The sequence below is a fragment of the Bacillus sp. BC05(2025) genome (assembly GCF_056725905.1).
Genome location: NZ_JBWYRA010000013.1, coordinates 32,914 through 59,713 on the forward strand (window position 1 = coordinate 32,914; position 26,800 = coordinate 59,713).

The 26,800-nt window shown below is 35.9% G+C and carries 25 protein-coding genes and 1 pseudogene; 20 read left to right on the forward strand and 6 right to left on the reverse strand.

Annotation, left to right across the window (positions count from 1 at the left end):
- Together tagH and ACZ76X_RS25865 are read left to right on the forward strand one after the other, a co-directional pair.
- A complete protein-coding gene (gene tagH / locus ACZ76X_RS25860) occupies positions 1 to 1,638 on the forward strand; it encodes a teichoic acids export ABC transporter ATP-binding subunit TagH (protein WP_479852118.1) in 1,638 nt (545 codons plus the stop codon).
- Between the two features lie 280 nt (positions 1,639 to 1,918).
- Positions 1,919 to 2,659 (forward strand): annotated as a pseudogene (locus tag ACZ76X_RS25865) (UTP--glucose-1-phosphate uridylyltransferase); the annotation flags it as partial.
- Positions 2,660 to 2,715: 56 nt separating this feature from the next.
- Here ACZ76X_RS25865 and ACZ76X_RS25870 read toward each other — a convergent pair.
- Complete coding sequence (locus ACZ76X_RS25870; RefSeq protein WP_479852119.1) at positions 2,716 to 3,159, reverse strand: SRPBCC family protein; 444 nt, start codon at positions 3,157 to 3,159, stop codon at positions 2,716 to 2,718.
- Between the two features lie 502 nt (positions 3,160 to 3,661).
- On the opposite strand from ACZ76X_RS25870, the gene fabZ reads away from it, so the two are divergent.
- The 13 genes from fabZ to ACZ76X_RS25935 all read left to right on the forward strand — a co-directional run bounded on the left by fabZ (position 3,662) and on the right by ACZ76X_RS25935 (position 16,356).
- The gene (gene fabZ / locus ACZ76X_RS25875) at positions 3,662 to 4,096 is read left to right on the forward strand and encodes a 3-hydroxyacyl-ACP dehydratase FabZ (protein WP_070807206.1); all 435 of its coding nucleotides are present in this window, start codon (positions 3,662 to 3,664) and stop codon (positions 4,094 to 4,096) included.
- Between the two features lie 385 nt (positions 4,097 to 4,481).
- Positions 4,482 to 4,679 carry a hypothetical protein gene (locus ACZ76X_RS25880; RefSeq protein ID WP_070807205.1) on the forward strand — a complete coding sequence of 66 codons (198 nt, stop codon included), beginning with the start codon at positions 4,482 to 4,484 and terminating at the stop codon, positions 4,677 to 4,679.
- Positions 4,680 to 5,045: 366 nt separating this feature from the next.
- Positions 5,046 to 5,957: a polyisoprenyl-teichoic acid--peptidoglycan teichoic acid transferase TagU gene (gene tagU / locus ACZ76X_RS25885; protein WP_070807204.1), complete on the forward strand. Its 912-nt coding sequence runs from the start codon at positions 5,046 to 5,048 to the stop codon at positions 5,955 to 5,957.
- Positions 5,958 to 6,181: 224 nt separating this feature from the next.
- The gene (locus tag ACZ76X_RS25890) at positions 6,182 to 6,853 is read left to right on the forward strand and encodes a response regulator transcription factor (protein WP_000699577.1); all 672 of its coding nucleotides are present in this window, start codon (positions 6,182 to 6,184) and stop codon (positions 6,851 to 6,853) included.
- A gap of 11 nt (positions 6,854 to 6,864) precedes the next feature.
- Positions 6,865 to 8,295 (forward strand): ATP-binding protein, encoded by a 1,431-nt coding sequence (locus ACZ76X_RS25895; protein WP_479852120.1) that lies wholly within the window; start codon positions 6,865 to 6,867, stop codon positions 8,293 to 8,295.
- 66 nt (positions 8,296 to 8,361) lie between these two features.
- A complete protein-coding gene (locus tag ACZ76X_RS25900) occupies positions 8,362 to 9,144 on the forward strand; it encodes a DUF3919 family protein (protein WP_479852121.1) in 783 nt (260 codons plus the stop codon).
- A complete protein-coding gene (locus tag ACZ76X_RS25905; protein ID WP_479852122.1) occupies positions 9,141 to 10,175 on the forward strand; it encodes an ABC transporter substrate-binding protein in 1,035 nt (344 codons plus the stop codon). The genes ACZ76X_RS25900 and ACZ76X_RS25905 overlap by 4 nt, the downstream gene beginning before the upstream one ends.
- Positions 10,176 to 10,194: 19 nt before the next feature.
- Positions 10,195 to 11,529: a phosphoglycerate transporter protein PgtP gene (gene pgtP, locus ACZ76X_RS25910; protein WP_479852123.1), complete on the forward strand. Its 1,335-nt coding sequence runs from the start codon at positions 10,195 to 10,197 to the stop codon at positions 11,527 to 11,529.
- A 239-nt stretch (positions 11,530 to 11,768) separates the two neighbouring features.
- Complete coding sequence (locus ACZ76X_RS25915) at positions 11,769 to 12,962, forward strand: efflux RND transporter periplasmic adaptor subunit (RefSeq protein WP_479852124.1); 1,194 nt, start codon at positions 11,769 to 11,771, stop codon at positions 12,960 to 12,962.
- Positions 12,959 to 13,639, forward strand: a complete 681-nt coding sequence (locus ACZ76X_RS25920) for an ABC transporter ATP-binding protein (protein ID WP_063221853.1) — start codon at positions 12,959 to 12,961, stop codon at positions 13,637 to 13,639. Before ACZ76X_RS25915 ends, ACZ76X_RS25920 begins: the two co-directional genes overlap by 4 nt.
- Positions 13,636 to 14,838: an ABC transporter permease gene (locus ACZ76X_RS25925; RefSeq protein ID WP_074567496.1), complete on the forward strand. Its 1,203-nt coding sequence runs from the start codon at positions 13,636 to 13,638 to the stop codon at positions 14,836 to 14,838. The genes ACZ76X_RS25920 and ACZ76X_RS25925 overlap by 4 nt, the downstream gene beginning before the upstream one ends.
- 127 nt (positions 14,839 to 14,965) lie before the next feature.
- On the forward strand, positions 14,966 to 15,667 hold the full coding sequence (gene yknW, locus ACZ76X_RS25930) for a YknW family membrane protein (RefSeq protein ID WP_479852125.1): 702 nt from the start codon (positions 14,966 to 14,968) through the stop codon (positions 15,665 to 15,667).
- Positions 15,668 to 15,885: 218 nt separating this feature from the next.
- Positions 15,886 to 16,356 (forward strand): sigma-70 family RNA polymerase sigma factor, encoded by a 471-nt coding sequence (locus ACZ76X_RS25935; protein ID WP_479852126.1) that lies wholly within the window; start codon positions 15,886 to 15,888, stop codon positions 16,354 to 16,356.
- A gap of 56 nt (positions 16,357 to 16,412) precedes the next feature.
- Here the strand turns inward: ACZ76X_RS25935 and ACZ76X_RS25940 are convergent, their stop codons facing one another.
- Positions 16,413 to 16,919 carry a competence protein ComK gene (locus ACZ76X_RS25940; RefSeq protein ID WP_479852127.1) on the reverse strand — a complete coding sequence of 169 codons (507 nt, stop codon included), beginning with the start codon at positions 16,917 to 16,919 and terminating at the stop codon, positions 16,413 to 16,415.
- A gap of 191 nt (positions 16,920 to 17,110) precedes the next feature.
- Between ACZ76X_RS25940 and ACZ76X_RS25945 the strand changes: the two genes are divergently transcribed.
- Positions 17,111 to 17,509 (forward strand): DUF4359 domain-containing protein, encoded by a 399-nt coding sequence (locus tag ACZ76X_RS25945; protein ID WP_000747726.1) that lies wholly within the window; start codon positions 17,111 to 17,113, stop codon positions 17,507 to 17,509.
- Positions 17,510 to 17,528: 19 nt separating this feature from the next.
- Here the strand turns inward: ACZ76X_RS25945 and ACZ76X_RS25950 are convergent, their stop codons facing one another.
- Positions 17,529 to 17,744, reverse strand: coding sequence for a DUF2922 domain-containing protein (locus ACZ76X_RS25950; protein WP_306186479.1), 216 nt, complete (start codon positions 17,742 to 17,744; stop codon positions 17,529 to 17,531).
- Positions 17,745 to 17,811: 67 nt separating this feature from the next.
- Positions 17,812 to 18,036, reverse strand: a complete 225-nt coding sequence (locus ACZ76X_RS25955) for a DUF1659 domain-containing protein (RefSeq protein ID WP_306186480.1) — start codon at positions 18,034 to 18,036, stop codon at positions 17,812 to 17,814.
- Positions 18,037 to 18,146: 110 nt separating this feature from the next.
- On the opposite strand from ACZ76X_RS25955, the gene ACZ76X_RS25960 reads away from it, so the two are divergent.
- The gene (locus ACZ76X_RS25960; protein ID WP_306186481.1) at positions 18,147 to 18,632 is read left to right on the forward strand and encodes a VanZ family protein; all 486 of its coding nucleotides are present in this window, start codon (positions 18,147 to 18,149) and stop codon (positions 18,630 to 18,632) included.
- A 177-nt stretch (positions 18,633 to 18,809) separates the two neighbouring features.
- On the opposite strand, the gene ACZ76X_RS25965 is transcribed toward ACZ76X_RS25960, so the two are convergent.
- The gene (locus ACZ76X_RS25965) at positions 18,810 to 21,566 is read right to left on the reverse strand and encodes a DEAD/DEAH box helicase (RefSeq protein ID WP_479852128.1); all 2,757 of its coding nucleotides are present in this window, start codon (positions 21,564 to 21,566) and stop codon (positions 18,810 to 18,812) included.
- The gene (locus tag ACZ76X_RS25970; protein ID WP_479852129.1) at positions 21,550 to 23,169 is read right to left on the reverse strand and encodes an SWIM zinc finger family protein; all 1,620 of its coding nucleotides are present in this window, start codon (positions 23,167 to 23,169) and stop codon (positions 21,550 to 21,552) included. The genes ACZ76X_RS25965 and ACZ76X_RS25970 overlap by 17 nt, the downstream gene beginning before the upstream one ends.
- Positions 23,170 to 23,340: 171 nt before the next feature.
- On the opposite strand from ACZ76X_RS25970, the gene ACZ76X_RS25975 reads away from it, so the two are divergent.
- The 3 genes from ACZ76X_RS25975 to ACZ76X_RS25985 are packed head-to-tail and all read left to right on the forward strand — an operon-like array spanning position 23,341 to position 26,781.
- Positions 23,341 to 23,829 (forward strand): zinc ribbon domain-containing protein, encoded by a 489-nt coding sequence (locus ACZ76X_RS25975; protein ID WP_479852130.1) that lies wholly within the window; start codon positions 23,341 to 23,343, stop codon positions 23,827 to 23,829.
- A gap of 5 nt (positions 23,830 to 23,834) precedes the next feature.
- Complete coding sequence (locus ACZ76X_RS25980) at positions 23,835 to 25,388, forward strand: hypothetical protein (protein WP_479852131.1); 1,554 nt, start codon at positions 23,835 to 23,837, stop codon at positions 25,386 to 25,388.
- A 13-nt stretch (positions 25,389 to 25,401) separates the two neighbouring features.
- Positions 25,402 to 26,781, forward strand: a complete 1,380-nt coding sequence (locus ACZ76X_RS25985) for a zinc ribbon domain-containing protein (protein ID WP_479852132.1) — start codon at positions 25,402 to 25,404, stop codon at positions 26,779 to 26,781.
- The last annotated feature ends 19 nt before the right edge of the window (positions 26,782 to 26,800 follow it).

Here is a 26,800-nt window from a genome sequence, read left to right on the forward strand (position 1 = left end):
ATGAATTATAAAGTGAAATTCGAACATGTAACAAAAAGGTATAAAATGTATAAAAAACCCTCTGATAAGCTAAAAGATTTATTTTTTAAAAGTAAAGATGGTGAATACCATTACGCTTTAAATAATGTATCCTTTGAAGTACCAGAAGGGGAGATAGTTGGTATTGTTGGGCTAAACGGTTCGGGGAAAAGTACCCTATCTAATTTAATTGCTGGGGTGACAATCCCTAATAAAGGGAAAGTCACTATTAAAGGATCAGCAACATTAATTGCAATATCTTCAGGATTAAATGGACAGTTAACGGGGCTTGAGAATATTGAGCTAAAAGGCTTAATGATGGGGCTTACGAAAGAACAAATTAAAGAGATTACACCAAAAGTTATTGAGTTTGCTGATATAGGAAAATTTATGCAGCAACCAGTGAAGACTTATTCAAGTGGGATGAAGTCTAGAATTGGATTTGCGATCTCAGTTCATATTAATCCCGATATTTTGGTAATTGATGAGGCTTTATCTGTTGGAGATCAAACGTTTACTAAAAAATGTTTAGATAAAATGAATGAATTTAAGGAACAAGGGAAGACTATCTTTTTTATTAGTCATTCACTTTCTCAAGTGAAAAACTTCTGTACAAAAGCTCTTTGGCTACATTATGGTCAATTTAAAGAGTATGGGGATGTACATGAAGTAGTTGGGCATTACGAAGGATTTCTAAAAAGATATAATCAAATGACAGCAGAAGAACGAGAAAAACAAAAAGAAGAAGAGTTATCGAATTGTCAACACGGATTATTACAAGCAAATTCTACAAGTATTAAAAGGAAGCCTTACCGTAAAGTCAAAGCAAAGAGAAAAAAATTTGTTATACCTGCTATTGTTTTAACAATGATAGTAGCAGGAATTACTGCAGGCATTTATTATAAGGATATGTTGTTAGTTTCTAATAAGGCAGAAACAACTGCAGAAAAAATTGTTTCAAGTAAGACTGTATCTGAAAATAAGATAAGCGAAAAAGAAAAGATACAGAAGTACATTGTAATGAGTAATGGGATTAGTATTCGTAAAGAAGCGAAGATAAATAGTGATAAAATAGGTATAGCAAATTTTGGTGAGATTTTTAGTGTAGATAATAAGGATAAGAGCGTAGAAAAAAATGAAGAATGGCTAGAAGTTAAGCTATTAAATGGTGAAAGTGGATGGATCAATAAAAAGTATATGAAACCATTTAAATTAGGAACTGAAATGGCTGAAGATATAAAATTAACAAATTTAACCGATTTATTGAAGCGTGTATACGGTGCAAATGTTGCAATTGCTTCAGGATATTTAGGGAAAGGAATTGATGAACTAAAAGTAGAATACCCTAGCCCTTTAATTACATTGCCGAATCAAGTTGGAAAAAAAATTATTAAAGATGGAAATATTCAATTTGTTATTTCACAAGATAAAGTTGTTGAAGTTGTGTTTCAAGATATTTCAATGTCATTTGCAAAATTACATGAAGTATTAGGTACCGAAATGATGAACAATGATAATGAAAAAAATTATTTTTATGAAACTAAAAGTTATTATATTTCCGCACGTTCCGATGAAACACATAAAGAGGTTCAGTCAATATCAATAGTAAAAAAACAATAGTAACAGGCTTTGTTGGAGAGTTATCTTTTTATAAAGATAGCTCTTATTTTGAATGGTTAAGTAGCTGATAAAAACTAAGGAACTTAAAATGTTGAATGCATATTGAGATTTTTTGTTTGAATATTTAATTTTTAACATAGAATAGTTGAAATATAGATTATAACTTGCAGTAATATGATTAAAAATACGTGTTATTAACTACGAATGGAGTAGGAATGAAAACAGTAAAAAGTAATTTTACCAGCAACTAAAGCAATAAATTTTAGAAGAAGCGTTTTAATCCGGAATTGAAGATATTATTATTGTAACTGGAAAAGGAAAGCGTGCTATCGAAGATCACTTTGATCATTCTTTTGAGTTGGAACAGAACTTACTAGAAAAGGGTAAACATGAAATCCTTAAGAAGGTGCAAGAGTCTTCTAAAATTAATATCCACTATATTCGTCAAAAAGAACCAAAAGGTTTAGGTCATGCTGTATGGTGTGCTCGTAAGTTTATTGGTAATGAGCCATTTGCTGTTTTACTTGGTGATGATATTGTACAAGCTGAAACGCCATGCTTACGCCAATTAATGGATCAATATGCGGCAACACAATCATCGGTAATCGGTGTTCAAACTGTTCCGGAAACGGAGACACATCGCTATGGTATTATTGATCCACTAGTACAAAAAGGTCGTAGTTATCAGGTTAGCAGGTTTGTAGAGAAACCAGATCAAGGAACAGCACCATCTAACTTAGCAATTATGGGGCGCTATGTATTAACACCTGAGATTTTTACGTTCTTAGAGAATCAACAAACAGGAGCAGGTGGCGAGATTCAGTTGACGGATGCTATTCAGCGCTTAAATGAGATACAAAGAGTATTTGCTTATGATTTCGAAGGAAAGCGATACGACGTTGGAGAGAAGCTTGGATTCATTCAAACAACAATTGAAATGGCATTACAGCATGATGGGTTAAAGAATGAATTATTAAGCTATATGGAGAAATTATTAAAAAAAGATATGGTTAATAATTAACTTTCATAAAAAACATCTCGGAAATTTATTGTACAATAAATTTCTGAGATGTTTTTTTATAACTGTTTCATTAATTTATCTGCCACTTTTTTAGAAAGTTGCTTTGTCACTTTAGGAACAAATGGTTTTATGGCACCGTTAAAAACAAAGGCTCCTTTACCAGTTGTTCGCAATTCTAACTGACTTGTTATTTTCGTAGTAGAAGGAGAGAGTGATTCAGCATGAAAAGAGCCGCTACCAATTAATTTTTTTGTTGGAGAAGCCATCGTAAAGCTAATTTTATGAGGCATTTTCCACTCAATAATTTCAACATTTAGACTAACGTCTCGTTTAATAAATCCTAAATCACCGTGCAAACGCCAAGTCGAATGTTTGTCATCAATAACTTTATGTTTAACATAGCCTGTTACTAGTGGAGCCCAATTGTTTATATCACTAATAAATTTCCAAATTTGATCTGGTGAAGTATTTAACTCTATAGTATGTATACCTTTTGCCATTTTTTGATCCCTTTCTAAAAATAAAGGTATTTGAATAATTAGGTTAAAATCTCATATTCATTTTATTATGATATAGTTATGTAAATTCTATTACAAGCGTTTTTGCTTTTATTTTAATAATTTTTTATTAAAATTCATATTTCTAAATATCACATTTAAGAGAATGTAAGGAAAATAGAGAAATCATGAGTAATATTAGGAAATTAATACGAAAAAGGTCGAAAATTAGGTTTTAATTTCTTATTTTTGTCATATATAATGAATCTTGAATACGACATTAAGGCTTAATATATTTGATATAATTTGCCTTTCCCTAGCTTGGGTATACACTCTTTTCAACCTCCGTGTCAGTGATAATACATATTGAAAAGAGTGTATACATTTTTTTATTTAGAAGAGAAATTTTGAAATCCTTTTTTATAATGACAAATGAGATTTAAAATGGGATAATGATAGTATAACTTCTGGTGGTATGACCAATCTTGTGTAAGGAGAGAAGTGTATGCTAGATATTCAACAAATTAAAGAAATAATTCCTCATCGCTATCCATTTCTACTAGTGGATAAAGTTTTAGAAGTAGAAGAAGGAAAGCGTGCTATTGGGATAAAGAATGTTACAGCTAATGAAGAATTTTTTAATGGGCATTTTCCAGATTATCCTGTAATGCCAGGTGTTTTAATTGTAGAGGCGTTAGCACAAGTTGGCGCTGTTGCTATGTTGAAGAAAGAAGAGAATCGTGGTCGCTTAGCATTCTTCGCAGGCATTGATAATTGCCGCTTTAAACGACAAGTCCGTCCAGGTGACCAACTTCGTTTAGAAGTTGAAATGACGCGTGTACGTGGAGCAATTGGAAAAGGAAAAGCAGTTGCTACTGTAGATGGTGAAATTGCTTGTGAGACAGAAATAACGTTCGCCCTTGGAGATAAAAAAGAATAGTAAACGTAAAATGTTTTTGATACAGATGGGTGGATACCGGGTTGAATTTTTAGCCTTGTGTCCACCTATTTTATTTGCAAGTAGTAATATATGATTTGTTTAACAAATAAGTTTAGTAGTAGGAAAACTTTAGAATATGAGTAAGAGTTTTTATTAAATAAGTTATGGAGAAATTGGAATAATAAGAAGGGAATTTATATAAATTTGCAGGTATTTATAGTTTGATGAAAGAATAAAGCAAAGGTAAGAATTTATAAATTAAATTGTTAAGCATATAAGGACAAGATTTAAAAAAATTACAAAAGTTCGCAGCGATTTCATAAGAAAATCACAACTTTTTAGTAAAAGGAATATAAAATGATTTTATCAAAATAGAGAAAAAGAGATGATGAATGTGAAGCTATACGAGGTTTTACATGATTATGAGAATGGAAAGTTTAAAGATGGCGATATGTTTTTATATCAAAATAATCCAAGGATGATTGCAATTTTTAAATCCGGTAATTTTGTTTGGAGCGATGACTATGTAGCTGTTAGTTGCAAAGATATTTCAAAAGATATTTGGTACATCAAAGAAAAGTAGTGAAAAGGGTACGATGTATAGGGTTAATTATCCGAATATTAAATCACTCGTGTTTGGTATGCATGAAACAAGGGATTTTATAATTATAGAAGAAATCCATATTAATGCGAGAGGATGGCCGAACTTTAAAAGAATTAGAAATAAAAAGATTGAATCTTATTATTTTATAAAGAAGTTACATTCATATGAATGTAGAAGCTAATAAAAAACTTCATCATTTAATTGATGGAGTTTTCCTTGTTTTGTTGGCAAATACTAATTGCTTTGTTTAATTTATCTTTTATTTTTAATCAAGAATAATGTAATATAGTGAGGAGTATAAAAATAGATATATTATTTTAAAATTTTAATAAAGAGGGTAAAGGTATGAAAAAGAAAATTTTATTTTGGGTACTCGGTATTCTCGGAGTACTAATCATAGGTGGAGGAATTTATGCTTATAATGTCTATTCTTCTGTATCTAATACATTAAAGGAAGTTCATCAACCTTTAAAACGTGATCAAAACAACAATAAAGTTGGAGAAAAAGTTAGTAAGAGTGAACCAGTGTCAATTTTATTACTAGGAGCAGATGAGCGCGGTGATGATAAAGGGCGTTCAGACTCTTTAATGGTGATTACATTAAATCCTAAAAATAACTCTATGAAAACAGTAAGTATTCCTCGTGATACTTATACAGAAATTGTTGGAAAAGGTAAAAGCGATAAAATCAATCATGCTTATGCATTCGGTGGAGTAGATATGTCTGTAGCGACAGTAGAAAACTTCTTGAATGTTCCTATTAATTATTATATTGAAGTGAACATGGAAGGCTTTAAAGATATCGTTGATGCTGTTGGTGGGGTAGATGTAAATAATGATTTAGAATTTACGCAGGATGGACATCATTTTGCGAAAGGAAATATTCATTTAACAGGTGACCAAGCTCTAGCATTCACACGTATGCGTAAACAAGATCCACGTGGTGACTTTGGTCGTCAGATGCGCCAGCGTCAAGTGATGCAAGGTGTTATCAAAAAAGGTGCAAGCTTCTCTTCTTTAACAGGTTATGGAGATGTATTAGCAGCAATTCAAAAGAATGTGAAAACTAACTTAACGCAAGATCAAATGTTTGATATGCAAAAGAATTATAAAGATTGCTTGAAAAATAGTGAGGATATCCAAATCCCAGGTGACGGTCACAAGGCTGCTGATGGCATTTGGTACTACTATGTTCCAGATGCAGCAAAACAAGATTTAACGAATAAATTAAGAGCGCATCTTGAAGTAACTAAGTAATAAATAATAAGTAATGACCCAACTTCTTTAGACAGAATTCGGTTTCCCAACTGCTAAAGGTCATGAAGTTTGGGCACAATATGTAACGGATTATTTTGTAGCTAAATAATAAAAGGGGAGAGGGTACTGTCGTTCAACATTTGTTCGACAATACCCTCTCTTTTTTTATAGGATTTTTGCTATACTAAAATGTACTTATAATACGGAATGGAAGGAGGAAAATAATGAAAATACTTGTAGTTGATGATGAATCGAGTATTCGTAATTTGATTCGGATGCAGCTTGAGATGGAAGGGTATGAAGTACTTACGGCGGCCGATGGAAGAGAAGCTTTAGAGAGATGGAATGAAGGGCCGGATGTTTTGATTTTGGATGTTATGCTTCCAGATACAGATGGCTATGAGTTGCTTCGTTTGTTCCGTGAGAAGGATCGAGATATTCCAGTACTCATGTTAACTGCGAAGAGTCAGATGAATGATAAATTGCTTGGGTTGCAGCTTGGTGCTGATGATTATGTGACGAAGCCATTTAATTATGCAGAGCTTATTCTTCGGGTTAAGAATATGACGCGGCGTGTGAAGAAGAAAGAGGTAACGGTAAGTCATGAAGTAATCGGAGCGGGAGAGATAACAATCTGTCCTAAGGAAAGAAAGGTGCATGTTAGTGGACAAGAAATTCAGTTGACGTACCGAGAGTTTAATTTATGTCAGTTGTTTGTTTCAAATCCGCAGCGTGTATTTATGCGAGATGAGTTACTTGAGAAGGTATGGGGGTTTGAGTATATCGGAAATACGAGAGCGGTTGATATTATGGTGCAAAGACTGCGGAAGAAGTTAGGGAATAGCGGGGAATATATTAAGACAATTTATGGCGTCGGCTATAAACTGGATTGTTAAGTGGTGATGGTATGTCTTTAAAACGAAATATGGTGTTTGGAATAGTTGGACTGTTAATCCCAATTTTTGTTCTTTTGTATGCAGTTGTTTATATTACGTTAGAAAAGAATATGTATCATAATGCTGCCAATTCTTTGGAGAAGTTAAGTGTAGAAGCACAAATTTATACGATGAATTATTTAGAGAAGGAAGCAGAGGTCGAGACGCTCGGTCCGAATTCACTTTTAATTGCTTCGTATTTAGCGAAGCGTATGGATGTCCGTGTACAGATGATTGGGAAGAATGGAGATGTTGTTGCGGATACGCAAAAGGGAGCACTTCTTCACCGGAATATTGATATTGAGAGTTCTTTGAAGGGGAAGAAATCGTATGTTTTTGAAGAGGGAGACCCAGCTCCAATTCTTTTATTTTCAAGCCCGGTATATTATGGAAACGATGTCATTGGAAGTGTTCGTTTTATAAATGAGTTAACGGGTGAGAAGGAAGTTTTAACAAATGTCGGTTGGACGTTCTTAATGACGTCTCTTTGTTTAGTAGCTGCGGGTATTTTCTTTGCGATTCGTTTGGCAAAGTCTCTCCATAAGCCGATTGATCAGTTAAGACAAATGGCGCACCGACTTGCGAATGGTGATTATAAAAGTAAGATTGAGCTAAATGAATATGTGGAAATTGCTCAGCTTTCAGCATCTTTTAATGCGATGGCTGATGGAATTGAACTGCATATTAAGCAATTGAAGGAGGAGAAAGAGAAGCAGAAAGATTTCTTAGACCGTATTACACATGAGCTGAAAACACCGCTAACGGCGATTATTGGCTATGTAGATTTAATTCCGAAGTTAAAGGCGAAGGAAGATGTACAGGATAGCCTGCGTTATGTAGCTGTAGAAAGTGAGCGTTTATTATCACTTGTAGAGGAATTGCTTAAATCTTCAAAGTACGGGACGAGTACTTTTGAAGTGTCACCTACAGTTGTGAATATAAAGGAATTAGCTGAAGAAGCAGTTTCAATTGTGAAACCTCGCCTGCAGAAGTTCGAGATTGAAGTGATAAATGAGTTAACAGATGTACACGTTGTTGCGGATTTTGATAAAACGAAGCAGATATTCTTAAACGTGCTCGATAATGCGATAAAATATAGCGATGCTACGCAAATTCGGATGAATGTAATTGTAAATGAACGTGAGGCAAAGGTGTTTGTTCATGATGATGGCATTGGTATAGATGAAGGTGTGCTTGCAGAGTGGAATGAATCACCAGAAGGGAAGGTACTTCCTTCTAGTTACGGAAATGGTTACGGTTTGTATATTTGTCAGGAGATTATGAATAAGCAGGGCGGAAGTATGCGGATTGAGAGTAGTGAAGCAGTTGGTACTACAATATTTATTACATTCTTGCTCCCGAGACGGATGGAAGACATAAAACACTTGAAAGCGGTTAAATGATACATTTATGAAACAATTATGCGGTATTTTCGAAACAACGTTTTTTTATCTTGGAGGTAGGCAGAAATGAAAAGGCTATCATTTCAAATTCTTATGTTTGTTCTTTGTATAATCTTTTCTCTTATGTTGTTTTATGTAATGGAGAAGCAAATATACAATCGAATCACAATAGTGAATGACAAACAAACTGTTTTACAAAGAGTGAATGAATCCCTGCCTACCGAAATGAAGGTTAGGCATGAAAAGTGGGGAGAAATTGTTATAACGGATGAAGTTCGTTTGCATACGATTGTTTCATTCTTTGACCGAATTCAAATAGAACCGAGAGAAGCTAAGAGTCAAGAACAAGTATTTACTGGAGAAGTAACGTACTTGAATGGACAGAAACGTACTTTTGCAGTAGGTGACTTGTTCCAGTACGGGGCTGATATGTACGGAAAGAATGGTACGGATCCAATGATCTCAGCATTTCAAACGTATTTGTTAAGCCTGTATTACACGCCAGAACGTATTCATGACTTTTTTGCGTTAGCACAGGATGTCATAGTACGTCAAGGTGATGTAGAACGTACGATGAATCTTACGCACATACTTGATTCGATTCGGTACGCAAAGCAAATTACAGATTACGGAGAAATACAGAAATTATTACAATCACAGAATGAACCGATTGCTTATATTACCGCTTATAAAACAGGGAAGCGTATAAAGAATGAGCGAGAAGACGTTCTTACTATTTCTGTATATCCATCGTATTTTGTTGTGCAATATCTCGGTGATAATAATGGGAATGTCATGTATATGAAAAGCTCCCTCGCAAATGTATTTGTAAAGGAGAATGTGTCATGAGAAAGATAGCCTTTTTCTTCTTTTTGCTAGTAATTGGAGGAGCGATGTCTAGTTGCTCTCGAGATACAACCTCTATTAAATATAATAAAAGTGGTCTCCCTCTTTTGGATGATCGTCATCTTGTTGCGTATGTGGCAGCTCGTGAGGAAGTTGGTGAAGCTTTGCTTTCGTCATTTTGTAAACCACGCGGCTGTACGTATGAGTTTATTCGTCTTTCGACAGAGGAGCTTCTTCGAAGGGTAGAAGAGGAAGCTGGAAATCCGAAAGCGGATATTATTATTGGCGGTACGGTAGATGCACATCAAATGATGAAACAAAAAAATCTATCTATTCCTGTTACGAGTCAGCACGCGAACCGTATTCCAAAAACTGTTACAGATAAAGACGGTTATTGGTACGGTTATGAAGTGGAGAAGCTAGCAATTGCGATCAATAAAGAGCGGTGGAATGAAGAAATAGCACCGCTCGGACTTCCTTATCCATCAAGGTGGCAAGATTTATTAAATCCAGTGTATAAGGGAAAGATTGTGATGCCAGATCCAAATGTGTCAGGAACAGCATATACGTTTTTTCAATCACTTATTGATACTGTAGGTGAAGAGGAAGCGAAGGAATATGTTAAGAAACTCGCAGGACAAGTTGGTGAAGTAACGGTGAATGGTTACATACCAGTAGAGCTTGTTGCGAGCGGTGAGTATATGATAGGCATCAATTTCATGGGAGATCAGAGAATGCTTCAAAAACAAGGCTTTCCAGTTGTAAGTATCGTACCTGAGCAAACAGGGTTATCTGTTAATGCGATTTCGAAACTAAAGCGTGCACCGAATGGTATTATTGCGGATTTATTTATTGATTATTGTTTATCGGAAGAAGCGGGTCACATTTTAGAAAAAGTTTCGTTTGGCGTACCAACAATGTTTGCGAAGAATGAGAAAGAAATAGAAGGACAGCCGGTTAGAAGAACGAACCAAAATATATCAAATAGCGGAATAATCGAGATATGGAATAGACAACGTCTCTCTCAGAAGTGAGAAAAGGAGACGAAAGAATATGTTTAAATGGCTCAAGCCAGCACCTGCAATTGAAAGATTGCCAGCGGATATGATCGATCGTGTATATCGATTACTACGTATTCGTGTGTTAATCGGGATTTCAGTTGGATATGCTGCTTATTATTTAGTTCGTAGTAACTTTACGTTATCAAGTACGTATTTAGTACAAGAATATGGCTTTAGTACGGCTGAAATTGGTCTACTAGGTTCAGTAATGGCAATTGTTTATGGATTTAGTAAGTTCTTTATGGGGAATTTATCAGATAAAGCTTTCGCCCAGCGCTTTATCGCAGTCGGTTTATTCTTATCAGGGCTTGTAAATATTTGTTTCGGTTTTGCATCGTCATTTGGAATGATTGTTACATTACTTGTTCTAAATGGTATTGTACAAGGTATGGGAGCACCCCCTTGTAGTATCGTTATGACGAAATGGTTCTCGAAGAAAGAACGTGGTACGAAAACAGGTCTTTGGAATATTTCACATAACGTTGGCGGAATGCTTGTACCACCACTTGTCGGAATTGGTGTAGGTATTTTCGGTGAAAACCACTGGCAAGGCGGCGTGTTTATTTTCCCAGCGATTATCGCAATGGTAATTGCAGTTCTTGTTTGGATTAATGCGAAGGATACGCCAGAATCAGAAGGTCTTCCTCCAATTGATGAGTATCGTAATGACTATGAAAATCTTGAAAAAGCAGATAATGCTAACAAGATGTCACCAAAAGAAATTTTAATGAAGTATGTAGTGAAAAATAAATTTGTATGGTTCTTATGTATTGCGAATGCATTTGTTTATTTAATTCGTTTCGGTGTTATTAACTGGGTTCCACTTTATTTAACGACAGTTAAAGGGTTCTCAAAAAATGAAGCACACGCGGCGTACGCAATCTTTGAAGGTATGGCAATTCCAAGTTCATTAATCGTTGGTTTTTTAAGTGATAAACTATTTAAAGGAAAACGTATGCCATTATGTATCATTAGTATGGTCGGAGTTGTTATTGGTACGTTTGTATATTGGCAAGCAACTAGCGTACTTGTTGTAAGTATTGCTGTTTCTATTATCGGTTGTTTAATTTATGTACCACAGTTCTTAATCGGTTTAAGTGCGATGGAATTAGTACCGAAATTTGCAGTAGGTACAACGGTTGGTATGTGTGGTCTGTTCGGTTATGTAGGCGGAAGTCTTGTAGCAAACGCAGCAATCGGTGTTATTGTTGATCGTTCTGGCTGGGATGGTTGTTTCATTTTACTATTAACAGGTGCAATTTTATCGACAGTCTTCTTGTTCATCGTTCAACGTGGACATGAGAGCAAAGCTCCTAAAGCAGCTTAATATTTTGTTCGAAAAGCTATCCAATTATTATTTTGGATAGCTTTTTTTATATGAATATAATCTTTCCTTAAATCTATCTTAAAAGATAATATGTCATATTTCTAATCATTGGAATTTTTGTTACAATATAAATGGATGTGTAAAACTTTGTAAAAAGAATGTAATAATATGTAATTTGTTTTCAGAAAGTTTTATACAATTTTTATATTAAACTATTAAGTTATAAAAGGAGAGAGAATATGGTACCAAATACGGTTCGTACTCCAAACAAGAAGAAGAAGTGGATTATTATTGGGGTTATTGCACTAATTGTTATTGTAGCAGCAGTTAATATTTTTGTAATGCAAGGTAAGAAGAAAGGCGCAGCAACAACGGCTGATGCTGTAAGCTTTGAGAAGGTAACGGAGCGAAAGCTTAATAATACGAAGCTGATTTCTGGTCAGGTGAAGCCTGGGAATATTGAAAGTTTCTATGCGGATCCAACTAAAGGAAAAGTGAAAGATATTGAAGTAAAAGAAGGACAAGAGGTAGAGAAAGGCGCGAAGTTATTCTCTTATGATAATGAAGAGATTAATTTGCAAATGAAGCAAGCTGAGCTTGATCAGAAGATGGCTGATATGCGTTATGATCAAGGGAAGAAGAAGATTGATTCGCTGAAGAAAGAAATTAAGAAAGCGAAAGATAGCGGAGCTGGGAAAGAAGTAACAGATCCGATGGAAGAGCAAGTAAGTGAGCTGGAGATAGCGCAAAAGACAACTGATCTTGAGAAAGAAAAAGGGAAGTTACAAAAAGAAGAGTTAAGTAAAAAGCAGAAAGAACTTACGATTTATAGTAATTTTGCTGGTGTCGTTCAAAAGTTAGATAAGGATGCGGCGCAAAGTTCATCTCAAGCGTTAGGTGGTCAAGGGAAAGCATTTTTACAAGTAGCTTCTAAAGATCCGTTCCAAATTCAAGGGACGTTAACTGAGCTTCAAAAGTCACAAATTCAAAAGGATCAAACATTTACTGTAACTGCGAAAGCAAATAATAAGAAAAAGTGGACAGGTAAGATTACAGAGGTAAGTGAATTCCCAACGAGTGCAGAGATGGCGCAAGCTGGTGGTATGGGTGAAGCGACTCAAAATATGTCCCAATATACATATAAGGCAAGCCTTGATAGTCAAGATGGTTTATCTCCAGGTTATCACGTTTCTCTGCAAGTAAATTTAGAGAATAAGAAGATGATTGCTGTTCCGACTAAGAGTATTGTAGAAAAAGACGATGATGCATTTGTTTATGTTGAGGATAAAGGAAAGCTTCGTAAACAAAATGTGAAAAAAGGTTCTACTGATGGAGACTGGACAGAGGTTGTAGAAGGCGTAACAGTGGGGCAAAAGGTGGTTAAAAATCCTTCCGACGATGTGTATGACGGAATGGAAGTGAAAGAGAAATGATTACGTTAAATCATATTGCTAAAACGTATTATCAAGGAAAATTGGCAGTGCCGATTTTGCACGGTATTAGTTTAACGATTCAGGGCGGTGAATTCGTTTCGATTATGGGACCGTCTGGTTCTGGTAAATCAACGCTTATGAATATTATCGGTTGTTTAGATCGTCCAACAGAAGGCGAATATATGCTGAATGATGTGAATATCTTAACAGCAGATGAGTCAAAGCTTGCATTAATTCGTAATGAATATATTGGTTTTGTGTTTCAGCACTTTAATTTGCTGCCGCGCCTTTCAGCAGTGGAAAATGTTGAGCTTCCGCTCGTATATGGCGGCGTGAAGAAGGCAGAGCGTCGTAAGCGTGCTTTAGAGGCGTTAGGTAAAGTTGGATTAGCGGATCGCGTGCATCATTTACCGAATGAGTTATCAGGTGGACAGAAGCAGCGTGTAGCAATTGCAAGAGCTATTGCCAATAATCCAACGTTCATTATGGCCGATGAGCCGACTGGTGCGCTTGATACGAAGTCTGGTGAGCAAGTTATGGATATTTTCACGAAGCTTAATGCAGAAGGTACAACGATTGTTATGGTTACACATGAAGAGGAAGTAGCAGCGTATTCTTCCCGCCGTATTGTATTGCGAGATGGGAAAATTACAGAAGATAGAAGGTGTGCGGTATGAGTTTACTAGATAGTATAAAAATTGCCCTATCTTCTATTTTAGCTCATAAACTGCGTTCAGCTCTTACGATGCTCGGTATTATTATCGGGGTAGGTTCTATTATTACTGTCGTTGCAATTGGGCAAGGCGGGGAAGCGATGCTGAAGTCGAAATTCGCAGGTTCTGGTGGTAATAACCTGATGCCAATTCAATTTAAAGCAGATATTAATGATGAGTTTAATATGGGTGGGCATGAAATACCGAAATTAACAGAAGAAGATATTATGGAAGTAAAACAAGTAAAGGATGTATCCCACGTTATTACAACAAATCAAGGGATGGAGATACTTGATGTAAATGATAAAAAAGCAAATCTGAATGTTATTGGTCTTGATAATGAATATTTTGCAGTTAATAAAGTAAAGGTCGTAAAGGGACGTACTTTAAGTGAATCAGATATTACTCATGCAAATAACGTTATGATGATTAGTACAAAAACAGAAGAAACGTTATTTAAGGACGTAAACCCAGTTGGACAAATTATTGAGATGAAGGGGCAGCCAATGCAAATTGTTGGTGTGTATACATCTGATAATGAGTTTATGGGATTTGAAATGGAAGAAGGATTAATCCCCCTTACGTTATGGCCTATTTTATTCGGAACAGATGATATTCAAAATATCGCAATTCAAGCTAAAAATGTAGATGATTTAGAAAAGGCTGGGAAACAAGCTGTTGATGTATTAAATAGTCGTAAGCCAAGTGAAATTCCAGGTAAATATGAACTGGTGAACTTAAAAGAATTCCAAGAAAATGTTTCTAAAGTAACTAACATCATGACGATGATTATCGGTGGTATCGCGGGTATTTCATTAGTCGTTGGTGGTATTGGTGTTATGAATATTATGCTCGTATCTGTAACAGAACGTACGCGCGAAATTGGAATACGTAAAGCACTTGGAGCAACGCGTAGTAAAATTTTATTACAGTTTTTAATTGAAGCAGTTATGTTAACACTTCTAGGTGGTTTAATTGGAATTGGTCTTGGATATGGCGGGGCCTATATCGTTTCCACATTTGCGAAATGGCCACCACTCGTTTCATGGGAAGTTGTCGTCGGAGGCGTACTGTTCTCTATGACACTTGGTATTATTTTCGGATTAATTCCAGCGAATAAAGCTGCGAAATTAGATCCAATTGAAGCATTACGTTATGAGTAAGTTAGTAGTGTAGTAGAGAGGAGGCTCTCTACTACATATTACCGTTCTAGTGGGCGGTTCGTAGCCTACATGTGAGGAAGTGAACCGCCCGTTAGAACGGGTTATATACATAGAAGGAGGCGTTATAATGGAAGCGAATTTGAATACACAAAAAGTTGGCGGAGAAAAGCCATCATTGTTTGGAATGATTACTTCTCCTGGTTTACAGTTTGAGAGAATGAAGACGACTGAGAAAGTTTGGGGCATGTTCTTCATAGTAGCGCTATTACAAGGGCTTGTAGGTGGCTTAAATTCGTATATTACGTATACATCACCTGAGATGATTGAAATGCAAAAGAAATTAGGAGGCGAATTTGCAAAGCAGGGTTCGCTTGTATCAGATGTAATTTCTGGTACGATATGGGGAACAGTAGGCGTTATGATTGCAACACTTGTTATTGCAGCTATTTATAAGGTGTTTATGATGTTCTATGGGAATGATACTTCTTATAAAAAAATAGTAATGATTATTGTATACGCGGATATTATTGTTATTATTGGTGGACTTATTAATGGTGTTATAGCTTTAATTTTAGGTGCTGGACCAACTGCGTATACAAGTTTAGGACCACTATTCGATCAGGGTTCACTTGCATATGGAATTGGTAATACAGTTGAATTGTTCTATTTATGGAATTTAGTTTTAATTTGGTTAGGATTACAAGTTACAGCGGGATTAAGTAAAGTGAAAGCAGCTATCCCAATTATTGTTTTATTCATTATTAAAGCGGGATTCCTAGCTGCGATTGTTGTATTGATTGCAAAGTTCTTACCTGGTTTGCCTGTATAATATGATTTTTAAAGGGTGACTCTTCAAGGGAGTCACTCTTTTTTATTTTTACTCCTACTTCAAATACCACCAGCAGAATTTCAAATACGGTTTAGTGTAATTTCAAATTTCGGCGGACGTATTTGAAATTACTCACAGTGAAATCACTTCTTTATTTTTATATTGTGGAGGTACCGGCGGAATAACAAAGAGGTATACCTTTTAGAAGTGGGTACTGTGTGAAACCAGCAACTTTTAAAGAGGCAGTTGTTTTGTATGAAGGTATGATTGTGAATCAAATAAAGAAGTTAGGTATTTATCAAGATCATGAAGAGTATTATCAATGTGGTTTAATTGGTCTTTGGTATGCATATGAAAGGTATGATGCGGAGAAAGGAAGCTTTCCTGCATATGCAGTTATAACAGTGCGTGGTTATATATTAGAAAGATTGAAGAAAGAGTTTGCAGTGCAAAAAAAGTGCGTATATGTAGGAGAGTATGAGGATATCTTTCATTTTGAAGATATTGAAATGAAAGCGAAAGATTTTATGAGTGTGTTAGATGAGAAGGAGAAGTACATTATTTTTGAACGCTTTTTTGTAGGGAAGACGATGGGGGAGATCGCTAGTGAGATGGAAATGACTTATTATCAAGTGAGATGGGTGTATCGGCAAGCACTTGATAAAATGCGAAATAGCTTAAGAGGATAAATAGTATTATAAGAATGGAAGGCAAAGTATATTGCTTTCCATTCTATTTATTTTTGTTAAGGTAGTAAATGTAATAAGAGGTTTTTGAATTGTAGTGAATCTTGCATGTTCATACGTGCTAATACGTATCCAGCTTTTAATAATTGTTGTTTTAGCTTATGAGGACTGATATGTATGGTTGTAGTAGTGCCATTTGAAAAATGAATGGTAGCTTTTTTGCCCTGTTTGAAAAACTCTATGTCCTCTATATGATTATAAAACAGCCATATACAGTTTGGAGAAGAAGGAGATTCTGTCGGGAAAGTACAAATATATTCTCGATGATTAATTGGAATTGGGACATTTTGTTTGAAATGAAAGTTTGTCTGAACTGCTTTACGCCTGCCTTGATAAGTAGAGTGAACATTGGTTAGACAAGATTGTTTGATGAGCTGGAGAGCAGTTTGACAGGAGTAAAGATGATTCCCACTACTTTCTATTATTTTTGTTTGGTAATAAGGGTGCTTGTAAGGCTCTAACATCATTGTTGCATTGGAAATAAAGATATCATTTTCATTGTTCATAACTTCGAGTCCTCCCCTTTAAAATAATATTATCGATATTATTATATACGAATTAAGTAAAATAATTGTTAATATTCCGTTTCATATTGTAAATTTTGATTATTCGTTTACAATCAATAGATGTTAGTCTTTCTAATTTGCATCGCTTGTACATATATATGAAAATAGAAAAGAGTAGGCGGTGATATAGTATGAAGAAAAGGTATATTATTATGGCTCTAGTTGTTGTTCTTCTAGTATATTTAGCAAATAGTAATCCGAGTAAAGGTGAATATACGGACTGGGCAGCGAAGCAGTTTATGAAACGTAATGATGTAAGTAAGAAGCTAGACGAAGTTCAAAAAGAGAATGAAGAGGGTCTCCTTGGCGATTTAGCATCGGCTGGTAAGAAGTTGGCGAAAAAATATGTTGAGCCACAAGTTGGACTATTAATCGATCATTATACGAAGCGAGATGATTATATATTCTTCTCAACATATAAGACTGAGTTCGATATAGGTGGAGAACACTATAAATATGTATGTGTCGGCTTTTCTAAAATCTTTATTCCGATTGAAATGCCGAAGAAAAAAGACGAATCTGCAAAATGATGCAGATTCGTCTTTTTGTTTATAGGGTAATGGAAACTTCAGATACATTCCTTTCTACGAGACGTGCTCCTTTTTTTCGGGTATTATCATTGATTGATGAAAATACAGATGAGGCAAGGATCGTATCCATTACTTGATTTACGACTTGTGCATCAACGGGTGTGATTGGTTTCTCGATAGAAAAGACAACTGTTTTTCCATCTTCTTTCGCGAAAATTAATTCTAGTACTTGCATACGTTGTTTCCTCCTTTTTATTTATCGTATAATCAGCGGGGGATGCCCCACTGATTACAGTTCTACCTTATAGGTTAGAAAGATCTGATGTGCTAACAAGTTGTATAGCGTGAAGTGGTGATGCTTGTAAGGAAGCAAGAGCACGTGCTACGTTTTGTACTTGTTCTAAGTTTGCGTTTGTTTTAACGCGCTTAAATTGTTTGTTCTTGAAAACTGTTTTTCCGTTCTTATCTAATCCATTGTTTAGGACAAGACGTAAAGTTAAGTCCATTACGATTGTTTCGACTGCCATGTTTATCACCCCCTTTCACTATATAAATAGGGTTCAAATGTCATGTTTTGGCGTGAAATTTATTCTTTTTTTTGGTACTCTTAAAAGACTAAGAGAGGGGTTTCGGAAGAATGAATCGTAAATGGTTATTTTGGATTCCTGTTTTACTATGGATGGGGTTGATTTTCTATTCCTCAGCACAACCGTATAAAAAGCAGGATATGCGCTCAGATATTGAACAATATGTAAATGTGGAGTTTGTAAAAGAGCATTTCTCGTGGGTATCTATCGATTATGGCGGTGGTACACCTGTTAGCATTGCAAATAAAGGTGTAGGCGGATTTATTGAGTTTTTCCTTCGTAAAGGTGCTCATTTTATGGTGTTCTTTATGCTCGGGTCATTGATATATTATGCTTTTCATCGATCGGGTTATTCGAGAAAAAGGTGTTTCCTATACGCTCTTCTTTTCGTTGCGGGATATGCAACATTTGATGAAATTCATCAATGGTTTACGGGAGATCGTACACCGATGTGGCAAGATTCATTACTGGATACGTGCGGCGGATTAACAGGGATTATAATAAGTAATTGGTTTTGGAATAGAAAAAGGAGCTAATCTTTTGAGATTAGCTCCTTTTGTTTATCCCGCTTTAATGGGCAGTAAGACCCCCACCTCAAAATTCAGCGAGAGCAAAGAAGTTAGGTGGGGGGCGGGCTGCCCATAAAAGTCCGATTGGTGAGGGCTGATAATCAGTGTGGGATGAAGAAAACCCTCACTGATTAAAGTTTCACTTTATACACCAAGTAATTCTTTTAGCTCGTCTGTAGATAGTTCGGTCATCCAACTATCGCTTGTAATGACGGCGTTGTTTAGTGATTGTTTTCTTTCTAACATTTCATCAATTTTTTCTTCGAGTGTCCCCGTTGTAATAAGTTTATGAACATGAACGAAGCGTTTTTGACCAATACGATATGCGCGGTCTGTTGCTTGGTTTTCTACAGCTGGATTCCACCAACGGTCGTAGTGAATGACATGGTTGGCAGCGGTTAAGTTTAAGCCAGTTCCACCTGCTTTTAACGATAAGATGAAAATGTCATACGTTCCGTTTTGGAACTGCTCGATCATTTTGTCACGTTCTTTCTTCGGTACACTACCATTTAAGAAAAGGACGCGCTGACCGAAATGTTCTTCTAATACACTTTTTAGCATGTTCCCCATACCGATGTATTGCGTGAAGATTAAACAACTTTCATTTTGATCTTTTATATTTTCAATGAGTTCCATTAACGTGCTCGTTTTCATGGAACGTTCGATGACATCTTTTGGTTCTGTTTCTTTTAAATAAAGAGCAGGGTGATTACAAATTTGTTTAAGTTTGTTCAGCATGAGTAATATAAATCCGCGTCTTTCAATCCCGCTTAATCCTTCTACATTTTGCAACGTATCTTGAACAAGTTGTTCATATAAGGAAGCCTGTTCTCCAGTAAGTGGACAGTAAGCTTTTTGTTCTTGTTTATCTGGTAAGTTTAATGCGACTGTTTGATCTTTTTTCGTACGACGCAGTAAAAACGGCGAGATAAATCGTTGAACTTGTTGGATTTTTCCTTCGTCACGGTCCTTTTCAATTGGTGAGACGAAGCGGCGCTGGAATTGTCCTAAGCTGCCAAGATATCCATGATTAATGAAATCGAAAATAGACCAAAGCTCGGCAAGGCGGTTTTCCATCGGTGTACCGGTTAAAGCAATTTTGTGATTTGCTTGCAAGTTTCGTACTGCTTTTGATTGTTTCGTATGTGGGTTTTTAATATTTTGTGCTTCATCCAAAATAACAGCATCCCAGCATAACGTACTAAGTTCTTCCTCATCAAGCTGAGCTAATGCATAAGATGTTAATACAACATCTGCTGATTGAAGGAAATCTTTAAATGATTCGCCTTTCGCCCTATTACTTCCATAATGTAACTGAACACGTAAATTTGGTGCGAAACGTTCAAATTCTTTTTGCCAATTTCCAAGAACAGATGTTGGTGCCACGATTAAGGCAGGTCCTGTTTGGAGATTGTTCTCTTTTATATATAGTAAGTAAGTGATCGTTTGAATGCTTTTCCCAAGTCCCATGTCGTCAGCTAACAGTGCGCCGAATCCAAGTTTTCTTAAATATAATAACCACTCAATGCCATGTTGTTGATACGGGCGGAGTGTAGCATGTAGTGAAGAAGGGACATCTACTTTTGGAATATCTCCAATGTGCAATAGTTTTTGGAATAGCTCTTCATAATATCCATCTAGTTCAATTTCAATATCGGTAAATGGACTATCTTCTTCTACAATTTCTGTTTCAGCCGTGTTGGATAAATGTTGCTGAAGGACATCTTTCATTTCGAGTCCATATTTATCGGCACGGTTCATGAGCTTTCGTACTTCTTCAATAAAGGCTGGGTCCAGTCTCATCCATTGACCATTTATATTGAATAATCGTTTGTTTTGTTCAACGAGTTCGAAAAATTCGCTTTCTGATAAATCAATGCCGTTCGTTGAAATGCGCCAGTCAAAATTAACGAGCGTATTCATACCGAAGAAAGATTGCGTTTGCGTCGCATTTTGCTTCAGTTGCACACGTAATTTTGGTTTTGTCGCTTTTAAATTTTGCCACCATGATGGTAGTAAAATCGTAATACCTGCAGCGAGTAATTCGTTACTTGCTTCTGTTAAGAAGTTCCACGCTTCTGTTTCAAAGAGCTCGCTTCGGAATGTATCTCCTTCTTTTAACCATGGCACGAGCCTACTGAAACCTTCTTGTGTTTCCAGAATACGTTCTTCATAATCGTGCCAGCGTTTTGGTAAGGAATCGATGTTTTCATATACATATATGCGATGAGCACCACGCTTTGGTGTAACAATTGTTTCAAGCTTCCACATTTCAAATTCTTCTTGCGGCTCTTGTAGCCGTAGTCCGATTGTAAAGGGAAGGTCATCTTCAATGTAACCAATTTTTCGAAGCCAATCTTCTTCATGTAGTGCTGCATCCAATTGTCTTTTCGTAAAGTCGTAATGTTCATAAAGTCTCTTTGCATCTTCCCATCCGTCATTTGAACGGTTATCTTGTAATATGCTTTCATTTACTGCAGCCGAGAAAAGAGATGCCAATGTGTCATCTTCGATTGGAGTATTTTGAACTTTCCAAGATGGTTGTTTAGGCCAACGCTCCATATCAGGAACGAAGCTACCGCTGATGAAGGCATCCCATAATTCGTTTGCATCTTCCGTAAGTGCTGTAATAGGGCCGTTCATTTGAACATGGGAAAAGGAGTTCATCGGTTTATTAGCGATGTATTCAAATGCTTGTGCGTTTGTCAGCATAACACCTTGTTTTCCTTCAAAGGTTGCTTCTTTTAGAAACGTGCCGTAGAAGGAAGTGGAGTGCCATGTAAATGCATTTCGTTTCCAACTGGTTACGGATAATGGAGTACCGCTATCATCTTCTCCCCAAAGGAACCAACCTTGACTAACATGCTGGAGCCTAATTGTTACTTCAGTTTGATTGATCATCGATTAATTTTCCTTTCCGTAATTCCTCTTGTAGTGCACGCAAACGTGAATGTAAGTTTGCGATGTGAATAATGAAGGCATCAAATTCATCGGTACGCTTTAATCGTTTATACAATGTACGTAATTTCTTTAAGTAACGAACTGCACGTCTATATGATTTGCGATTTCGCTCTTCAATGGCCTCTACGGCAGCAAGGTGATAAAGAGGAAGTGCCGCTTCTGGTGCTTCCTTTTCAATATCTTTCAGTGGCTCTTTCAAAAGTTCAATTGCTTCAAATCCATGTAAGAGCTGAAGTTCTGCCCATGTTCGATACTGCTTTTTCGCGAGTACGTATTGTTCATAGTTTGCGAAACTATATGGTAATAGCTCTTGCAAAATCATTTCGAATCCAGCTTGTTCATTTGTATGAGTTGCATACGTTTCATACATGATGACGAATAAGCGAACGATATCTTTTATGAAAATTGTATTTTCGTGCTCATGTATCGTTTTCTTCACTTGTTTATACGTAAAGGAAAGCCAGTTTTTCGCACGATCCCATTTCATTGCATTTAACAACTCTTCTAACCAATAGAAGTACAGACTTACAACAGAAGCAGGTTGTTTCTTTAGTAAGTCCATCGCTAATAGGTCTTCATCATTTAAAAACAGTAGATGAGAAGATGCTAACGCTTTGGAAAGTGGATTGATTTTCGTATCGATTCGTTTTTCTTCTTCATGTAGTTGCTCTTTATTGTGTAACAGTTCACTCCATATGTGGCGATAAATAAAGAACCTCTCTTGCGTATAGGCATCGGTGGAGAAGAATACTTCGTGAACGAGACGAGCTGTTTCTTGCAAAATTGCTTCGGACTCTGAAGGAATCGCTTCTGATTGTAAGTCCCGAACGATGGATTCTACCTTATCTACAAATAGGCGAACGACGTTAACAGGCTGATGATAAGAATACGTTTTATTTGCTTCGAAGTCCTGAATTTCTTCTAATAATTTTTGAAAGCAATAAAGCGCTGCATGTAACCTGAACAATTCATGTATCACAACGATACGCGGAGCCTTCCGCTCAAGTTTCGTATAGAAGTCCGTAAAAATACTCATAAGAAAATACATTTGTTTATAAGTAAGCCGAGCTTGTTCTTTTTTAAATGATTCATATTCATTATCAAAATAGGATTGCCAACTTTTATAATCCGTGTCTTCAAAAGCTGATGATTGCAATACTTGTCTTGCAGTTCGAATAGGAGGAAGAGAAGGTTTCGTATTATTTTTAAATAAATTTAATACATCTCCTACTTGCCCGAAACTAGACGCTGCAGATAGTAAAACAGCGAGCATATGCTCACATTGCGTTGGTGCGAAGCAATCGCAATAGCTTTCAGCCACGTTACGAATCGGGATATGGACACTATATACGCTGCCTTCAGCATCTACAGTTCCTGATAGCGTATAACCATCAAAGTCAACGTTGTAGACAACACCACTACGATATAGGTGCCGAGCTGTAGCGACATGTTCCTGATCAGCTGTTTGCTGTGGATCTAGTCCTTGAACGAACTCATTCGCAATCATCATAATTTCATCTTTCGTAATTGAGTGTTGCAGCATAATATTCCTCCGTACACATATTTCTTTCCTCTACCATTATAAACAAAAAATGCTCAAAACAGAAAAAATGAAATTTTGATTACAAAATTTGGATTACATAACTTGAAAATCATGGTAATATATAAAAAGTTAATTTCGTATATTACTATATTCTTTATAGGAGGGAAAAAATTGTCAGATTTACAAGCGAAGTTTGGTAACGGTATGAACAAATTGCAAGAGGGGATTGAGCAAGGAAAGATGAAGTTGCAAGTAGCTCAGGAGGTTGCGCAATTAAAGAAAATTACGCAAGAGAAATTACAAGCGAAAACTGAAATTTTGCTTGAACTGGGCCAAACGGCATATATGCAACTCCGCAATGATGAAGTTCGAATAGATGTGTTGAAAAATATGATAGAACCAGTACAAGAGCTGGATGTTGCTATTTATAACACGCGTAAGCAAATTGCTAATTTACAGAAACAAGGACAGAAAGGGCAGTGTAGCTGTGGAGGCCCATTATCATTAAATGATAAATTTTGTGGACAGTGCGGGAAAGAAAACGAGTTACTCCTTCAATCAAAAAATGTTGAAAATGAATCATGTACTTCATGTGGTGAACAAATTGCAACAGAGGCTACATTCTGTCCAGTTTGTGGTATGAAGCAAAGTAAGGAGTGAGGAACATGTATTGTAAAACTTGTGGTTTAGAACAATCGGATGTAGCGAATTATTGTACACACGATGGATCTAGTACAGGTAGTGTAGAGAGTGAAGTTACGTTAGCGCCGAAAGACTCAAAGTATTGCCGAACTTGTGGAGTGGAAAGTAAAGGGATTGCTACGTATTGTGAGAAATGCGGGGATTCTTTATTAGGTATTATGAAAAAAGAAATGAAAACAAGATTACAAGACGAAGGTTTACAATTACATGTAAGTTCATCTGGAAGCACTTTGAAAAAAGGTTTACTTGGTGGTGGGCTTGCAATCATATGTATGTTTATAGCCGGTTGGATTGGTAGCTTAGTTGTCGATGCAGCGATTAATGACCTAGTGAGAACGATGCTTACAAATATGAATGGTGTGCTGAATATGGCTACTATTAATCAATCTTTCATTGGCATAGCACCATTAATCTTAATGTATCATTTAATAGGCCTTGAAGTTAATGGGAGCGGGGAATATGCGATGTCATTTATCCTTCATTTCCCATTGTTCATCTTGTTAACTATTCCAGCACTTATATTAGGTGGAATTGGATTCTTTGTAGAAAGAAGCAATCCTTCTACTGTTTGGCGTGAGAAGTTACTAACATCAAGTGTTATTGGTATTGTATATGGAATTTTCTTGTGTATCGTAAGCTTTATTGCAAGTTCTTCTACGACAATTTCTCAATTTTATAAAACGATGACAATCAACATTGGTTATTCTCATATTGTTAGTTTATTGTACGGCATTCTATTTGCTGTATTATTTACGTTTGTTGGTATGTGTATTCAAGCAGGGCCATACCGTCTATTATCTTCTATGAGTCGAAGCGTTCCATATGCAGCATCTATTTATTATAGTGTAGTAACTGTATTAAAAGGATTGCTTATTACATTTGGTATTATACTTATTACAATTTTATTTAGCAGTTCAAAGTCAGTGGGACCAATTGATTTTCCGGAGAAAACATATAAAACATTAATTTCATTAGAAGCAACACCATATATGTGGAATATGGCTCACTTTGCCCCAACGGAAATTGAATGGGGAGGTATGGATAAAGAAATGAGAAGATATTCAGTGGAAAAAGGTCCATTGCATTTATCTTATACATCAGGAATATCAATAAATGGTACGTCATTAAAAGATCTGGAAATCGCTAACGGAGCTAATTTAAAACGAGTAAAAGAAATTGAGGATTTCAATTCCTATATGCACTGGTGGGGATTACTAATTTTATTACCATGTATTTTACTATTTAGAGCTGGAATGAAATTGGCTCAATATCCGATGAAAAATATGTACGTAACTATCGCGGTATTTAGTGCAGTGTATACTGTGATGATGCTTTGTGTAAATGGGTTGGCAAAAATTCATATTGAAGCTTCAGGAAGTAGAGAAGTTATGAAGGAGTTTGTTGATATTTCCGGACCATTATTCTCTATTCAAAGTAGCACAGTGTATTTAATAGTAGGTAGTTTTCTTCTTTCTTACGCATTAACGTTTGCTGGTATGAAGTTAGTAAAAAAATAAGGAGGAGAGCCATTTGAAGTTTTGCAGGAAATGTAATAAACAAGTTGCGGATCATTTGAACTTTTGTCCGGAGTGTGGAAGTAAGATAGAGGTAGTTGCTGATCAAACAGCTTCTTCTCATTCAGACATACAACGAGAAATAAAGCCAGTGAAAAGTAAGAGAAATATAGTGTTACTTATAGGATTTGTTATTATCTTTGCTATATTGTTTGGTGCCTATAAATTTGGTGCAAGCAAGTTTTCAAAAGAAAAACAGGTCAATGTTATGATTGAAGCATTCCAAAAGAAAGATGTGAATGCAATTGATGAGTTTGTAAAAGTAGATGATCCAAGCTTGAAAATTAAAGCTGAAGATATTAAGGGGTACATCCGTTATTTAAAAGAAAATCCTTCTTATAATAAAGAACTGCTATCTTATTTACAAAGAGAGACAGTTGATCAAAAACTAGCAAGTGATAAAGCAGCATTTAAAGATGGTCAAATTATAGAAGACGGAAAAGAATGGTTTTTATATCCGAAGTATAAACTTAATATGAAATCTTATTATATGAATGTAAGCACAACTGCGAAAAGTGCTGAAATATATGTGAATGATAAAAAAGAGACAGAGTTATCAAATGATAAAACTTCAAAAGAAGTTGGTCCATATTTCCCTGGTTCTTACGTTGTAAAGGCAAAAGCGAAGACGGAACTAACTGAGTTAGAAACAGAAAAAGAAGTGGACTTAGCAGATGAAAAAGAGTCGAAGGTGGATGTTAAATTATCATTAGAAGGAAACTATGTAACCATTTCTTCTGATGAAAATGATGCAACTGTATTTGTCAACGGTAAGAAGCGCGGGAAGTTGAGCCGTGGAAGTTATAAACTTGGTCCTGTACCGGCAGATGAAACAGTAGAGGTACATTTAGAGAAAAACGCTGAATATGGTGTCATTAAATCTGAAAGCATCAAAGTGGGAGACCAAAGTACATACTACTTAAAATTCCCGAAAGAAGCTTCTAGTTCGGGAGTTGGTGATTTTGTACGAAATCATATTTATGATAATGTACGTGCAATCGCATTAAATGATTTTAGTCTAATTGAAAATAATTATGATAAGAGCGGGAAATCATACAAGGAAGACCGTGATTATATACAATATTTACACAAAAAAGGAATTACTGAAGACTTATTAACAATAGAAATTCGTAACGTAGAGCGTCAAAGTGCTACGAAATATAAAGTAACGACATATGAAGAGTATCATATTCGTTACGGTGATGGATCTGTGAAGTTCAAAAGTTTTAATAATGACCATATCGTTACTGTTAATGGAAATGGAAAGATATTGTACCATTCTCTTGGAGCGAATAATACGCTTAAGTCAGAGGAAGTATCTGGTCCGACTCGCTAATAAAGGAGAGAGGTTGTTC

Excerpts from the sequence above, each read along its gene's own strand:
- tagH (WP_479852118.1), top strand. The coding sequence starts at position 1 with ATGAATTATAAAGTGAAATTCGAACATGTAACAAAAAGGTATAAAATG.
- ACZ76X_RS25870 (WP_479852119.1), bottom strand. The coding sequence starts at position 3,159 with ATGGCAAAAGGTATACATACTATAGAGTTAAATACTTCACCAGATCAA.
- fabZ (WP_070807206.1), top strand. The coding sequence starts at position 3,662 with ATGCTAGATATTCAACAAATTAAAGAAATAATTCCTCATCGCTATCCA.
- ACZ76X_RS25880 (WP_070807205.1), top strand. The coding sequence starts at position 4,482 with ATGATGAATGTGAAGCTATACGAGGTTTTACATGATTATGAGAATGGA.
- tagU (WP_070807204.1), top strand. The coding sequence starts at position 5,046 with ATGAAAAAGAAAATTTTATTTTGGGTACTCGGTATTCTCGGAGTACTA.
- ACZ76X_RS25890 (WP_000699577.1), top strand. The coding sequence starts at position 6,182 with ATGAAAATACTTGTAGTTGATGATGAATCGAGTATTCGTAATTTGATT.
- ACZ76X_RS25895 (WP_479852120.1), top strand. The coding sequence starts at position 6,865 with ATGTCTTTAAAACGAAATATGGTGTTTGGAATAGTTGGACTGTTAATC.
- ACZ76X_RS25900 (WP_479852121.1), top strand. The coding sequence starts at position 8,362 with ATGAAAAGGCTATCATTTCAAATTCTTATGTTTGTTCTTTGTATAATC.
- ACZ76X_RS25905 (WP_479852122.1), top strand. The coding sequence starts at position 9,141 with ATGAGAAAGATAGCCTTTTTCTTCTTTTTGCTAGTAATTGGAGGAGCG.
- pgtP (WP_479852123.1), top strand. The coding sequence starts at position 10,195 with ATGTTTAAATGGCTCAAGCCAGCACCTGCAATTGAAAGATTGCCAGCG.
- ACZ76X_RS25915 (WP_479852124.1), top strand. The coding sequence starts at position 11,769 with ATGGTACCAAATACGGTTCGTACTCCAAACAAGAAGAAGAAGTGGATT.
- ACZ76X_RS25920 (WP_063221853.1), top strand. The coding sequence starts at position 12,959 with ATGATTACGTTAAATCATATTGCTAAAACGTATTATCAAGGAAAATTG.
- ACZ76X_RS25925 (WP_074567496.1), top strand. The coding sequence starts at position 13,636 with ATGAGTTTACTAGATAGTATAAAAATTGCCCTATCTTCTATTTTAGCT.
- yknW (WP_479852125.1), top strand. The coding sequence starts at position 14,966 with ATGGAAGCGAATTTGAATACACAAAAAGTTGGCGGAGAAAAGCCATCA.
- ACZ76X_RS25940 (WP_479852127.1), bottom strand. The coding sequence starts at position 16,919 with ATGAACAATGAAAATGATATCTTTATTTCCAATGCAACAATGATGTTA.
- ACZ76X_RS25945 (WP_000747726.1), top strand. The coding sequence starts at position 17,111 with ATGAAGAAAAGGTATATTATTATGGCTCTAGTTGTTGTTCTTCTAGTA.
- ACZ76X_RS25950 (WP_306186479.1), bottom strand. The coding sequence starts at position 17,744 with ATGCAAGTACTAGAATTAATTTTCGCGAAAGAAGATGGAAAAACAGTT.
- ACZ76X_RS25955 (WP_306186480.1), bottom strand. The coding sequence starts at position 18,036 with ATGGCAGTCGAAACAATCGTAATGGACTTAACTTTACGTCTTGTCCTA.
- ACZ76X_RS25960 (WP_306186481.1), top strand. The coding sequence starts at position 18,147 with ATGAATCGTAAATGGTTATTTTGGATTCCTGTTTTACTATGGATGGGG.
- ACZ76X_RS25965 (WP_479852128.1), bottom strand. The coding sequence starts at position 21,566 with ATGATCAATCAAACTGAAGTAACAATTAGGCTCCAGCATGTTAGTCAA.
- ACZ76X_RS25970 (WP_479852129.1), bottom strand. The coding sequence starts at position 23,169 with ATGCTGCAACACTCAATTACGAAAGATGAAATTATGATGATTGCGAAT.
- ACZ76X_RS25980 (WP_479852131.1), top strand. The coding sequence starts at position 23,835 with ATGTATTGTAAAACTTGTGGTTTAGAACAATCGGATGTAGCGAATTAT.